The organism is Actinomycetospora sp. NBRC 106375 (assembly GCF_030269665.1).
In the GTDB taxonomy this organism is placed as follows: domain Bacteria; phylum Actinomycetota; class Actinomycetes; order Mycobacteriales; family Pseudonocardiaceae; genus Actinomycetospora.
On sequence record NZ_BSTS01000006.1, the window covers coordinates 1 to 13,049 of the forward strand.

At 74.3% G+C, this 13,049-nt stretch carries 12 protein-coding genes and 1 pseudogene; 4 read left to right on the forward strand and 9 right to left on the reverse strand.

Going from position 1 to position 13,049, the window contains the following annotated elements:
* The 3 genes and pseudogenes from QSK03_RS11370 to QSK03_RS11380 form a co-directional block, all read left to right on the forward strand.
* Nucleotides 1-197 (forward strand): annotated as a pseudogene (locus QSK03_RS11370) (hypothetical protein); the annotation flags it as partial.
* A 187-nt stretch (nucleotides 198-384) separates the two neighbouring features.
* Nucleotides 385-2,103: a metallophosphoesterase gene (locus tag QSK03_RS11375; RefSeq protein ID WP_285651759.1), complete on the forward strand. Its 1,719-nt coding sequence runs from the start codon at nucleotides 385-387 to the stop codon at nucleotides 2,101-2,103.
* A gap of 83 nt (nucleotides 2,104-2,186) precedes the next feature.
* A complete protein-coding gene (locus QSK03_RS11380) occupies nucleotides 2,187-3,173 on the forward strand; it encodes a patatin-like phospholipase family protein (protein ID WP_285651761.1) in 987 nt (328 codons plus the stop codon).
* A gap of 101 nt (nucleotides 3,174-3,274) precedes the next feature.
* Here the strand turns inward: QSK03_RS11380 and QSK03_RS11385 are convergent, their stop codons facing one another.
* From QSK03_RS11385 to QSK03_RS11420, 8 genes are all read right to left on the reverse strand, one after another.
* Nucleotides 3,275-3,685, reverse strand: a complete 411-nt coding sequence (locus QSK03_RS11385; protein ID WP_285651765.1) for a glycerol dehydratase reactivase beta/small subunit family protein — start codon at nucleotides 3,683-3,685, stop codon at nucleotides 3,275-3,277.
* On the reverse strand, nucleotides 3,682-5,526 hold the full coding sequence (locus tag QSK03_RS11390; RefSeq protein ID WP_285651766.1) for a diol dehydratase reactivase subunit alpha: 1,845 nt from the start codon (nucleotides 5,524-5,526) through the stop codon (nucleotides 3,682-3,684). Before QSK03_RS11390 ends, QSK03_RS11385 begins: the two co-directional genes overlap by 4 nt.
* 4 nt (nucleotides 5,527-5,530) lie before the next feature.
* A complete protein-coding gene (locus tag QSK03_RS11395; RefSeq protein ID WP_285651767.1) occupies nucleotides 5,531-6,112 on the reverse strand; it encodes a propanediol/glycerol family dehydratase medium subunit in 582 nt (193 codons plus the stop codon).
* Entirely contained in the window at nucleotides 6,109-7,821 is a 1,713-nt protein-coding gene (locus QSK03_RS11400; RefSeq protein WP_285651768.1) for a propanediol/glycerol family dehydratase large subunit, read from the reverse strand. The genes QSK03_RS11395 and QSK03_RS11400 overlap by 4 nt, the downstream gene beginning before the upstream one ends.
* A gap of 1 nt (nucleotide 7,822) precedes the next feature.
* A complete protein-coding gene (locus QSK03_RS11405; protein WP_285651769.1) occupies nucleotides 7,823-8,251 on the reverse strand; it encodes a diol dehydratase small subunit in 429 nt (142 codons plus the stop codon).
* A complete protein-coding gene (locus tag QSK03_RS11410) occupies nucleotides 8,248-9,141 on the reverse strand; it encodes an MIP/aquaporin family protein (RefSeq protein ID WP_285651771.1) in 894 nt (297 codons plus the stop codon). The genes QSK03_RS11405 and QSK03_RS11410 overlap by 4 nt, the downstream gene beginning before the upstream one ends.
* Nucleotides 9,142-9,148: 7 nt before the next feature.
* Nucleotides 9,149-9,553, reverse strand: a complete 405-nt coding sequence (locus QSK03_RS11415) for a GlcG/HbpS family heme-binding protein (RefSeq protein ID WP_285651775.1) — start codon at nucleotides 9,551-9,553, stop codon at nucleotides 9,149-9,151.
* A 194-nt stretch (nucleotides 9,554-9,747) separates the two neighbouring features.
* Nucleotides 9,748-10,407 (reverse strand): GntR family transcriptional regulator, encoded by a 660-nt coding sequence (locus QSK03_RS11420; RefSeq protein ID WP_285651777.1) that lies wholly within the window; start codon nucleotides 10,405-10,407, stop codon nucleotides 9,748-9,750.
* Nucleotides 10,408-10,502: 95 nt separating this feature from the next.
* Between QSK03_RS11420 and QSK03_RS11425 the strand changes: the two genes are divergently transcribed.
* Nucleotides 10,503-11,951, forward strand: a complete 1,449-nt coding sequence (locus QSK03_RS11425; protein ID WP_285651779.1) for a LuxR C-terminal-related transcriptional regulator — start codon at nucleotides 10,503-10,505, stop codon at nucleotides 11,949-11,951.
* 105 nt (nucleotides 11,952-12,056) lie between these two features.
* Here QSK03_RS11425 and QSK03_RS11430 read toward each other — a convergent pair whose 3' ends face one another.
* A complete protein-coding gene (locus tag QSK03_RS11430) occupies nucleotides 12,057-13,046 on the reverse strand; it encodes an aldo/keto reductase (protein ID WP_285651781.1) in 990 nt (329 codons plus the stop codon).
* Nucleotides 13,047-13,049 lie beyond the last annotated feature (3 nt).

Here is a 13,049-nt window from a genome sequence, read left to right on the forward strand (position 1 = left end):
GGGTGGTCACCCTCGCCGCACCCCACGGCGGGCGACCCGCCTCGATGCTGCTCGGACGCCACCTCGCCGGCCACACCATCACCGTGCTGCGCGACGGCGACCACATCACCGTCTACACCCCCGACGGTGACGTCCTGGGCCACCAACACCTCGACCCCACCAAGCGCTACCAAGGCCGCCTCACCCCCGCGGCCTGACCACCAAGATCCGAACCCGCGACACAACCACCGAGACTCGGCCTTGACAGATCACCCGAGACAGGACACCAGCTATCGCCGTCCGAACTGCTCACGTGCCGCAGGCACCCGACCGTCAGCGCCTGTTCACCGACCGTCCACCGCCCGGCCTGGCGCCCCGCGCCGCGGGCGGCGAGCCTCCACGGTCGTGACCTACACCCCGCGCGGCGGCGCGCCCGACGTCGGCGTCCCCGCGGACCTCGCCGTGTCGATGAGCGTGGCCGAGCAGCACGAGTGGCTGACCTCCTACCTGCGCCGGCACCCGATCAGCCGGCGCACCGCGCTGCGCGGCGGGACCGGGGTCGTCGCCGCGATGGGCCTGGCCGCGGCGCCGTGGACGCTCTCGGCGTGCGCGCAGGCCGCGTCGGCGCCGGTGTCGGTGGTCGGGCGGCACCTCGCCTACGGCGCGGACCCGCAGCGGCAGATGGCCTTCGCCGGCGAGCTGACCGCGGCGCCGCCGGCCGGCCCGCTCGTCGTCGACCTGGGCCGTGACTCGTCGTTCGGGACGACGCTGCCGGTGGAGGTCCGCCGGCTGGTCTCGCAGGTACCGCAGGCCGACGGGTCGATCCGCGGCAGCGAGCAGTTCTTCGTGCATGCGCGCGCCGACGGCCTCGCGCCCGGCGAGCACTACCGCTACCGCTTCCGGCTCCCGGACGGCACGACCACCGCCGAGGCCGACTTCGTCACTGCGCCCGGGCCGGGATCGACGGCGCCGTGGAGCTTCACCGCGTTCGCTGACCAGGGCGTCGACACCGTCCCGCCGAGCGGGCTGGGCGGGTTCACCAACGGCTACTACAAGCCCGACGACACCCGCCGCACGCCCACGCCGTCGACGACGATGGTCGACCGTGTCGCGTCCCAGCGGCCGGCGTTCCACCTGCTCGCGGGCGACATCTGCTACGCCGACCCCTCCGGCGAGGGCCACGTCGTGCGCAGCAACGGCACCCGCGACGCCCCGACCGGGTTCGACAGCTTCGACCCGACGGTGTGGACGACGTACTTCGGCATGATCGAGCGCAGCGCCGCGTCGACGCCGTGGATGTTCGCGACGGGCAACCACGACATGGAGGCGCTCTACGACGACAACCGCAGCCCCGGCGGCGCGCGCCACGGGTACGGCGGGCACGCCGCGCGGCTCGACCTGCCGGTCAACGGCCCGTCGGCGTGCCCGTCGGTGTACACCTTCCGCCACGGCAACGTCGGGGTGATCAGCCTCGACGCCAACGACCTCTCGACCGAGATCCCCACCAACGCGGGCTACTCCGGCGGCGCCCAGATCGCCTGGCTGCGGCAGACGCTGACCGCGCTGCGCGCCGACCCGACCGTCGACTGGGTCGTCGCGTTCTTCCACCACTGCGCCTTCGCGACGTCGAAGTCGCACGCCTCGGACGCCGGCGTGCGGGCCGCGGTGGCGCCGGTGTTCGACGAGTTCGGCGTCGACCTGGTGCTGCAGGGCCACAACCACCAGTACGAGCGCACCAACCCCCTCCGGCGCGGGCGCTCGGTCGTGCAGGCCCCCGACGGCGCGACGGTGCGCCCGGAGACCGACGGCACCACCTACGTCTGCGTGGGCTCGGGCGGGCGGCCGCGCTACACCTGGCAGGACGGCGAGACCGACCGCTACCGCGGCAACCCGGGCCCGGACAGCGGCGTGACCGTCGCGAGCTACCTGGCCCTCGGCGAGGAGAACCACCAGCCCGAGCAGGTCGACTGGTCGCAGGCGCGCTATCTCGACTACGCGTACGTGACGGTCGACGTCGCCCCGCCGCCCGGCCCCGGCCAGCCCACCCGGCTCACCGTCCGCGCCACCGCCGACACCGGCCAGGAGATCGACCGTGTCGTGCTGGAGCGCCGGTCCCGTACGTGAGCAGTTGGCGCCCCTATCGGGGCGCCAACTGCTCACATAGCCCGTTCGGAGGAGCCCGGAGTGAGCCGGGCATGATGCCGGGCGTGCGCGTCCACCCGCTCCTGAGCGTCCTCGCCGCCCGCCGGGCCGAGGGATCGTGCCCGAGCAACCGCACCGACGGCCACCGCGTCGCGCTCGCCGTCGAGGGCGGCGGCAGCCGGGCCACCTACTCCAGCGGCATGGTGCTCGCCCTCGAGGAGCTCGGGCTCGCCCCGTGCTTCGACGCCGTCTACGGCGCCTCGGCCGGCGCGCTCGCGGGCAGCTGGCTGGTCGGCGCCCAGGCCGCCCACTGCTGCGCGGGCTGGTACCGCCCGGGGCTCATGGAGCGCGTCACGAAGCCCGGGCGCGGCCTGCGCGGCCAGCCGGTGGTCGACGTCGAGTACCTCATCAACACCGTCGGCGAGAAGGTCATCCCGGTCGACTGGCAGCGGGTGCTCGAGGCCGAGGTCCCGCTGCACCCGGTGGCCACGGACGTCGAGACCGGCGAGGCCGTCGACCTCCACGACACCATCGTCGACAAGGCCTCGCTCCAGCTCGCCCTGCGCGCCAGCGCCGCGGTGCCGGTGCTCGCGGGGCTGCCGATCGAGATCGCGGGGCGCCGCTACGTCGACGCCGCGGTCGCCGAGCCCATCCCGTTCCGCACGGCGGTCGACCAGGGCGCGACGCACGTGCTGGTCCTGCGCACCCGCCGGGCCGACCAGACCGCCATCGACGCGACGCGCCTTGAGAAGGCGCTGGTGTCCCGGCTCGGCGCGGTCAACGTCCCGGGTCTCGTGCACGTGCTGGGCACCCGCCTGGAGAACCGCCGCGCCGACGACCGCCGCCTCGCCCACGCCACGGCGTCGCCGGGCGACGAGCCGCCGTACCTGCTCGAGGTCCGCCCGCCCCAGGGGGCCGACACGATCAACCCGCTCGAGACCGACCCGGACGTCCTGCGCCGGGGGATCGAGACCGGGCAGCGGGCGCTGCGCGACGCCCTCGAGCTGGACGAGGGACTCGACGCGGAGCGCGCCGAGCCCACCCCGGCCTGAGCCGCGCCCCCACCGGAGCCGTCGCTCCGAACCCCCGTCCGAGCGCCTACAGGCTGGTATCCCTCGCCTGGCGAGGGATACCAGCCAGTAGGCGCAGAACGTCAGCCGACCGTCCGCAGGGGGAGCCCCGCGACGATCCGGGCGGCGTCGGCCCCGAGGAGCCGCAGGTCCGCCGCGGACGCGCCCGCGTCCAGGCCGAGGATCGCGTCCGGCACCAGCGCGTGCCGGACGACCACCGCGCCGTCGACCCCGACGCCCACCCCGACCTCGAGCCGCGACTCCGACGCCGCGTGCCGGCCGGCGTCGTCGGCGCCGGGCCCCGCGTCGAGGATCGCCGTCGGGACGCCCTGCTCCTCGGCGCCGGCGCACACCTCCCGCACGACCCCCGGCGGGGCGTCGTCGTGGACCGCGACGAGCACCGCCGGCGGCAGCGCGGGATCGTCGGCGCGGTCGATGCGGCCGTGGCAGCCGGGGCCGCCGGACGCCGACACCCCGGAGAGCGGGCTCGTCACGATGCCGCGGCGGTGACCGGCCCCGCCGCGGTGCCCGCGTGGACGTCGACCAGCCCGGCGGCCACGGCGTTGCGCGGGCCCTCGGTGCCGTGGACGTTGCCGATCCCGCACACGACCCCGTAGGGCGCGAGCGCGTCGGCGACCATGCCCGGGATCTCGAAGTCCAGCGCCGACCCGCCCAGCAGCACCACCGAGCCGAGCAGGCGCAGCGACCCCTGGGGCGCCACCTGCGCGAGCGCCCGCAGCGCGTTGACGACGAACACCCGTCGCTTGGCCTCGCGGCGGACGGTGCGCACGGACTCCAGCGAGCCGCGCACCGGCACCGGCGCGAGCCCCTCCGGCGTCACGGTGACGACCTTGGCGAAGACGTTCGGCGGCAGCGGGTCGGTGAAGAACTGGACCGTGCCGTCCTCGTGGCCCACGTGGAAGAAGCTCTCCACCTTCGCCAGCGGATGACGCTTCACCGACTCGGCGGCCTCGCGGTCCTCGAGCCCCAGCTCCGAGTCGATCAGCTTGGTGACGAGCTCGCCCGCCCCGGCCACGTGCACCGCGGACACGGCGCCGTCGCGGTCGAGCAGGGCCGCGTCGGTGGACCCGCCGCCCATGTCGATGATCGCGATCGGCACCGAGGAGCCCGGTGTCGTGAGCGCTCCGCGCACCGCGACCTCACCCTCGACACCGCCGATCAGCGTCTCGCACCCCAGCTCGGAGGACAGCGCGTCGGCCACCGCCTGCATGCGGCTGCGGCTGGTGCGCACCATCGCCGCGAGCGCGACGGCGTTCTCCCGCGAGACCTCGCCGGCGAGGCCGCCACGCACCGTCGACGGGACCACCGTGTCGACGGCGAGCACGTCCCGGATCTGGATCTCCGAGGCCGGCTGGCCCGTCACGTCGGTCATCGTGTCGCGGACGGTCGCGAGCATGCCGCCGACGTGCGTGCCGGACTGGCCGTGCACGTCCGCCAGCGGCGCGACCCGCCCGATCGCCTCCATGATCGCGTCGGCGCCGCCGTCCACCCCGACCTCCAGCGAGCGCCCGGAGCCGGACAGCGTCAGCGTCCCGACCGGGATGCGGCGGTCGGTGACGTCGCCCGCGGGCGTCCGCACCACGACCGCCGACCGGTTGCCCGACAGCGCCCGCGCGACCGGCGAGACCTGGCGGGTCTGCTCGGCGTCCAGGTCGAAGGTCGACGCGAGCCCGTAGGAGTCCGACAGCGTCCGGATCGTCCGCCCGGGCGGGGCCACCTCGACCGCCGCGAGCATCCCGAGCGGGACCCGGTCGACGGCCGACACCTCGTCGACGACCGGGATGCGGCGGGCGAGGCGGTTGACGACGAGCACCGCGTCGTCGCCGTGCATCACCGCGGCCACGACGTCGACGCCGCGCTCCAGGGCGCGGTTCAGCAGGTGCGCGACGTCGTCGAAGTCCGCGCCGGCGCCGACCACGACGACGACCGGGACGTCCTCCTCGACCGTGGCGAGATCCTCCAGCGCCACCGTCATCCCGACGCCGAGGCCCTCGCCGCCCGGGGTGTCCGGGTTGTGCCCGATCATCGTGGACTCGGTGATGATCGTCTCGGTGATCGTCTCCATCGCGAGACCGCTGATCACCGGGGTGGCCTCGTTGAGCAGCACCGTCGCCAGCGCGTCGGCCGGCCGCCCGGCGGCGGAGAGGGCCCGCCGGACGGCCGTGACGGCGCCCTTCGTGTTCGCCGGGGTGCCCTTCACCCCGGTCGTCGCCGTGAGCGACGACGCCAGCCGATCGACGCCGTCCTCCCCCACCTCTGCGATGCACGCCTCCGTGGTGGAGTTGCCGATGTCGACGCCGATGACGAGGGCCACGGACTCAGTCAACCCTGGTGATGACCGGCTCGACCTCCACCGCGTTGCGGTTCTTGTCGATGCAGTCGAACTCCTTGAGGTGCAGCAGCGCGGCCTTGGCCTGCCAGCGCGGACGGGCCATCTGGTCGTTGCGCGTCGGCACCGGCTTCGGCGACTGGCCCTGCGCGTACTGCGCGGCGTTCGCGCCGATCATGCGGAAGACCTCGGCGTCGAGCAGCGGCGCCTGGGGGAAGAGCTCCAGGTTCGACAGCCGCGCGAGGTCGCGCTGGTGGAGCACCGTGGTGCCCCGCGACAGCACGCCCACCGCGATCCCCGAGCCCGACAGCTTGGCCCCGAAGTGCGCGATCGCCGCGAGGTCCGCGGTCCGGTAGACCTTGATGACGCGCGCCGAACCGCCCCGCTCCTCGATGCCCGCCAGCAGCTGGCGGACCACCTCGGCGTGCGGCACGTCGACGATCGTCTTCGTGAACGGGTCCCCGAACGCCGGGGACAGCGCGATGACGACCTCCTCGGGCCGGGTGCCGCGCTCGGCGGGCCCGATCTCGCGGAGCTGCAGGGTCCGGACGGAGTCGACTGCGGCGGTCATACGACCTCCTCCTCGGGGTTCTCGGCGGAGGTGACGTGACGGAGCTTCTTGAGCTCCTCCCACCGCTCGCCGGACAGGCGGTAGCCGGTGCCCGGGCCGGCGTAGTCGTTGGCGTCGTTGATCGCGGCCTGCGGGACGAAGTCGGCGTCCAGCACGGCCGCGGTCTGCAGCAGGTCGCCCGAGACGCGCTGGCGCAGGACCTTGAGGTAGTTCTCGGCGACGTCGCCGAACCCGGTGCGCTCGAGGGACTTGACGAGGTCCAGCCCGGTGATGCCGCGCTCCATGACGCTGCGGGCGCCCTCGAGGTCGGCGAGCACGTCGCGGTCGGGGTAGTCGTCGCTGGAGTCGGCGTACGTCGCCGCCTCCACCTCCTCGTCGGTGATCGCCGGGAGGTCGAGCTCGGCGAACAGCGCCTGCATGGCGCGCGCGGCCTTGTTGCGGACCTGCAGGATCACGTCCTCGCGCACGTGGCGCAGGCCGCCGTCGACCTGCATGTCGCGCTGGATGACGTTCCAGTCGTCGTAGTCGTCGGTCTCGAGGTTCGAGCCGGCGAACATGTTGTCCTTGTTGGGCACCGCGGAGTAGCCGGAGCACACGAAGTCGGTGCCGGGCAGCATCTGCGGCAGCAGCCGGCTGGTGCGGCGCATCGGCGAGTGCGAGAACGACTGGTCGTTGCCCGAGGCGCACTCGAGGTCCATCCAGCTCGCGACGAGGTTCTCCGCCGCCACCGCCCGGATGCCGCCGGGGACCGCGCCGGGCACGCCGATGCACGAGATCGAGCCGTTCTGCAGGCCCTGGACGCCTGCGCCCTTGGCCATGAGGATGCAGCGGATCTCCAGGTACAGCATGGAGCGGCCCTCGGCGTTGCCCATCTGCACCTCGGAGCCGGTGCCCGAGGTGAAACGCATCTTGATGCCACGGCTCGCGTAGGCCGACGCCAGGAAGGCCTTCGACCACGGGGTGTCGTCGCCGTCGACGAACACCGACTCGGTGCCGTAGATCGAGATCGTCTCGGCGTAGGCGGTGATCCCGCGCATGCCGAGGTCGAGCTCGGTGGCCTCCTCGAGCGCGCACTGGGTGAGCGTGCCGCCGCGCCCGACCTGGCCGCCGACCTGCAGGCCGATCGCCACCAGCGGCGCGTACCGGACGACGCCGAGGGTGGTCTCCAGCTCGGCGAAGCCGCGCACCGCGCCCTCGGCCGCGTCGGCGGCGACCTGGATCGGGTTGTCCTTCGCGCTGGTCGAGTGCGCCTGGTTGGCCGGGGTGCGCCGCGAGCGGGTCTTCTGGATGCCCATCATGATCTCGACGACGTTCATCAGCTTGACGACCTCGAGGATCTTCGCCGGCGTCAGGCCGCGGCCGAGGGCCACGACGTCGGCGCGGGAGGTCCGCGGGTCGACGAGCATCCGCGCGATCTCCACCGACTCGGTCGCCATGGCGGCCTCGCAGGTGTCGACGTCGATCGCGTGGTCGGCGATGAACGTGTCCATGAAGTCGAACTGCTCGCGCGTGCGGCCGTCCAGTTCGACGATCCGGCCGCCCTCGACGCGCACGGACGGCGCCGGGTCGAAGTCGGACTCCATCGCGACGAGGCCCTTCTCGGGCCACTCCTCGACGAAGCCGTCGAGGTTCACCGGGCGGGCCTCGAGGATCTCGGTGCGCTTGGACGTCCGCACCGTGGACTCGGAGCGGGGGGCTACCGCGGTCATGTCAGTCCTCCTCCGCGAGCAGGTTGCGGGCCGCGTAGACCTGCGCGGCCTCGCGGACGAGGGCGGCGCACGTGGCGGCGGCGTAGGTGTCCTCCAGCCGCGAGGCCATCTCCTCGAGCTGGGCCGCGGTCGAGGCGTTGGGGCGCAGCGCGTTGTACATCGCGAGCACCTCGGCGTCGGGGATCGCGGTCATCTCCGCGGCCCGGCGGCAGTTCTCGCCGAGCTGGCGGCGCCCCATCGACTCGGCGATGCGGCCCTGCAGGACGAGCGTGTCGGGGGTGACGCGCAGGTCCTCGGCGGTGATCTCGCCGGAGACCACGGCGTCCATCGTGATGTCGCCGAGCGTCTTGCCGGTCGGCGTCCGGAGCAGCTCCGGGCGGTTGATCGAGAGCGGGTAGTCCGCGGGGGTCAGTTCCGGTGCGGCGGTCATCGCGCCTCCTTCTCCGTGGTGACTGACGGCACGGCGACGTCGGCGGCCGTGACGGGGTGGCGCGGGTCGGCGTTCGCCCCGGCCTCGGCGGACTCGGGGGTCGGCGCGGGCGCCGGGGTGTCGAGGGCGGCGGGCACCTCGAGACGCTCGATGAGCAGGACGTAGAGGCCGCCGCCGATGACGGCGCCGATGATCGGGGCGACGATCGGCAGCCACCAGTACGGCGTGCCGTCGGCGGTGCCCCAGGCGCCGTCGTAGCCCGTGAGCCACTGCGCGAGACGCGGGCCGAAGTCGCGGGCCGGGTTGATCGCGTAGCCGGCGTTGGTGCCCCAGGCGAAGCCGATGCCCAGCAGCAGGAAGCCGACCATGAGCGGCAGGAGCTGCCCGGCCGCGCCCTGCAGGGTCGCGATCAGCGCGAAGAGCACGAACACCAGCAGCGCGGTGCCCACGATCTGGTCGAAGAACGCGGTGCCGATGCCGTGGGTCGGCAGCGTCGAGAAGATCGTCTGGGACTGCGAGGTGAGGCCGGGGTCGACCTCGGCGATGCCCGACGCGTACACGCCGCGGGTGACCAGCGCGGCCAGGAAGGCCCCGAGGAACTGGGCGGCGATGTAGGGCAGGACGCTGCGCCAGGGCAGGTTGCGGTAGACCGCCATGGCGATCGTGACCGCGGGGTTGAGGTGGCCCGCGCCGAGGCGGCCGGCGACGTAGATGCCCATGATCAGGCCGGCGACCCAGCCCCAGGTCAGGGTCGCCCAGTCGCCGGCGTCGCCGCCGGAGACGACCATCTGCGCCACCGACGCGGTGCCGAAGATGATGAGGATGAAGGTGCCGGCGAACTCGCCGACGAGCTCGCGGGTCAGCGGCGAGACGGCCGCGGGTCGGGTCACGGGGTCCTCAGTCCTTGATCGCAGCGACGGCCGCTTCGGCGACCCGGGTGTCCTGCTCGACGGAGCCGGCGCTGACGCCGACGGCGCCCACCACCTCGCCGTCGCGGTGCACGGGGATCCCGCCACCGAAGATGACCATCCCGCCCGCGGTCTGCTCGAGGCCGTAGAGCTCGGCGCCCGGCTGGACCAGCGGCATCAGGGCGCCGGTCGGGGCCTCCATGAGGATCGACGTCAGCGCCTTGCGCTGGGAGATGTCGATGCTGGCCCGGATGGCGCCGTCCTGGCGGGCGAACGCCAGCAGGTGGCCGCCCGAGTCGACGACGGCGACGTTCATCGGCTGTCCGATGGCGTCCGCCTCGGCCAGCCCGGCGTCGAGCATCCGGCGGGCCTCGGCGAGGGTCAGTCCCGGCATGCGGGTACCTCCGCGAGTGGGGTGAGGAGTGGACGCCCCCGCCCGGCCGACCCGGGGGTGTGGGGTCGGTCGGGGGGCGGCCGGAGCACCGCCCGGCGACGCAGGACGCTAGGAGCGAGCAGGCCGCGAAGGCCACGGGGACTGTCCCCACCCCGACCTCTGGGGGATCTCCCCTACGACTTCCGGCGGGAGGCCTACCGGCCGACGACCGACGCGCGGGTGGCGTCGAGGTGGATGCGCAGGCGGACGCGGGCGTCGTCCGCGTCGCCGGTGTCGAGCGCGTCGACGATCGCCTGGTGCTGGGCGAGGATCGCCTGCGGCCGGTCCGGGCCGCGCTCGAGCGAGCCGAGGTTCATCCGCAGCTGGCGGTCGCGCAGCGAGGCGTAGAGCTCGAGCAGGATCGGGTTGCGGGCGCTCTCGACGAGGACCGTGTGGAAGCGCCGGTCGCCCTCGGCGAAGGACTGCTCGTCGGACGTCGCGAGCGCGCCGCGCTGCTCGTCGAGCACCTCGACCAGCGCCCGGGAGACCACCGCCCGCTCCTCCGCCGACGCCGCACAGAGCTTCGCCAGCGCGTGGCCCTCGACCAGCTCACGCGCCTCCAGCACGGCCTCGACCTCGCTCGGCGACACCGCCACGACGAGGGCGCCACGCTTGGGGAACAGCCGCAGCAGACCTTCGGCCTCGAGGCGCAGGAACGCCTCCCGCACCGGGGTGCGGCTCATCGCGAGCGTCTCCGCGACCTGGCCCTCGGTGATGAGGTCACCGCCGGGCAGCGAGCCGTCGAGAATCCGGGCCTTGGTGTCCCGGTACGCGCGCTCCTTCGCGGACAACCCCGCCGACACGCTTCCCGTCACCGCACCGCCCTTGCCGTCGAGTCGGCGTGACCCTACTCTCACGCCATCGATGCATCTTGTATGCATCACGGACCGTTCGTCGAGGAGGACGCCTGGTGATCGCCGCGGCACCGTCTCGCGCCCTCCGCGCCGTCCCCGACGCCGCGACGGCCGCGGCGGTCGAGCCCGACCCGCTGCTGCGCCGCATCGCCGACCACCTCGGCACGCTCACGGGCGGCACCGCGTGGGTCGTACGCGTCGACGAGGCCGGCGGCTCCTGGGCGGTGCTGGTCGGTGACGGCACGCTGCCCGGCGACGTCGTGGCCCTGCTGCTGGCGACGCGTGGCCCGGTGCTCGACGACGGCCCCGGCCGATCGCCCGTGCTCGCCGTCCCGGTCCGGCGCGGTCCCCGGATCGTCGGCGCGTGCGTCGTCAGCGCCGACGGCTTCTCCGACGCGGACACCCACCTCGCGGAGCTGCTCGCCGGCTACGCCGCGCTGGCCCTCGCCGACAGCGGCGTCCTGGCCGGACGGACCCTCGAGCAGGCCGTGCGCCAGGAGCTGTCTTGGGTGGAGGCGCGGGGCTCGGTCCGCGCCGACCTGGTGACGGTCGGCGCCGGCGCGGTGCCCGGCGACGTCGCCGACGAGGTCTTCCGCATGACCCAGGAGGCGCTGCTGAACGTCGCGGTGCACGCGCGCGCGGCGACCGTCCGCGTCGGGGTCGTGCACGGGCCCGGGACGCTGACCGTGCTCGTCGAGGACGACGGGTGCGGCTTCGACGCCACCGGCGGCACCCGCCTGCACGTCGCCACGGCCGGCGCGCGCCTGGGCCTGCGGGCCATGGCCGCGCGCGCCCGGCGCCTCGACGGCGAGCTCGAGATCGACAGCACGCCCGCCGCCGGCACCCGCCTGCGCCTGACCATCCCGTGCTCCGCCGCCCCGCCGGTCGCCCCGGGCCGCGCCCGCACCGGCGTGCTCGTCGCCACCGCCCGCCCGGTCGTGCGGGCCGGCGTCGTCCGGCTGCTCCAGCTCGGCGAGCCGGGGCTGGGCATGGTCTCCGAGGTCGCGGACCTCGCCGACGACCTGCCCGGCGCGTGCCGGCTGCTCGGGCCCGACGTCCTCGTCGTGGAGCACGGCCTGCTCGGCGAGGACCTCGCCGTGCTCGACCGCCTCGCCGCCCTGCCGGCCCCGCCCGCCGTCGTCCTGCTCGCGCAGGACTGCCCCGACGAGCGCCTGCGCGCCGCCGTCGCCGCGGGCGTGAAGGGCTGCGTCGACCCGGACGACGACCCCGCCCGCCTCGTCGCCGTCGTCGCGGCCGCCGGGCGCGGCGAGACCCTGCTCGCCGACGACCAGCTCGGCCGCCTCGCCGCCCCGCCCCGGGCCTCGGGCGCCCAGGCGATCACCCCCCGCGAGCACGAGGTCCGCGGTCTCGTCGCCCGCGGCCTCACCGACCGCCAGATCGCCCGGGCCCTGGCCATCTCGGCGAAGACCGTCGAGAAACACGTCGGGTCGCTGCTGCGCAAGACCGGCACCCGCAACCGGACGATGCTGGCGCGCCTGGGCTGAGCGCGCCCGGTTGACGCAGCGAACGTCCTATCGGCGTGCTCAATGGGACGTTCGCTGCTTCTGTGCGCCGGAATTCCCCGTTGATCACCGGCCTCGGCGCGGGCCTCAGCCCACCCCGAGCTGCGCCCGCGCGACACCCGTCAGCGCGGCGAGACCACCCACCGGCCGGAACGACGCCGCCGCCGCGGTGAGGGCGGTGTACTCGTCGTCGCCGAGCCGGATCTCCGCGGCGGCGCAGTTGCTCTCGAGCTGGGCCACGCTCGACGCGCCGGGGATGGCGACGACGACCGGGTGGTGGATCGTCCAGGCGAGCGCGACCTGCGACGGCGTCGCGTCGTGGGCGTCCGCGACGGCCCGCAGCGTCTCGATCAGTGGCGTGACGCGGCGCAGGCTCTCGGGCAGGAAGAGCGGGTTGAGCGAGCGGACACGGTTGGCCGGGCGGTGCTCGGCGTCGAACTTGCCCGACAGCAGCCCCTGGGCCAGCGGGCTGTAGGCCAGGATCGCGCGGCCGGCGGTGCGTGCGTAGGGCAGCAGGTCGTCGTCGGGCTCGCGGGCGACGAGGCTGTACTGCACCTGGTTGGCGAGCACCTGCGTGCCGAGCGCCGTCTCCGCGCCCTGCCAGCGGTCGAGGCCGTAGTTGCTGACGCCGACCTCGTCGACGACGCCCGCAGCCTGCAGGGTGCGCATCCCGGCCATGGTCGTGCGGTCGCCGATCACCGGGTTCGGCTGGTGCACCTGGTAGAGATCGATCTTGCGGCGCAGGCGCGCGGCGCTGGACGTGCCGCGCTGCACGACGACCTGGTCGACCGGCAGCACCGGGAAGATCTTGGTGGCGACGACGGTGGTCGCGGGGTCGGCGTCCGCGCGGTCGAGCGCCTCGCCGAGGATGCGCTCGCTGCGCCCGAAGCCGTAGGCCTCGGCGGTGTCGAACACGGTGACCCCGAGGTCGAGGGCGCGCTGCACGATCTTCGCGGCCTCGCTGTCCGGCCCCTGCGCGTAGTCCTGGCCGTAGCCCCACTCACGCGAGCCGAACTGCCAGGTGCCCAGGCCGATGGCCGACCACTGCTTCGCCGTCGGGAGGTCGAGGTAGCGCATGAC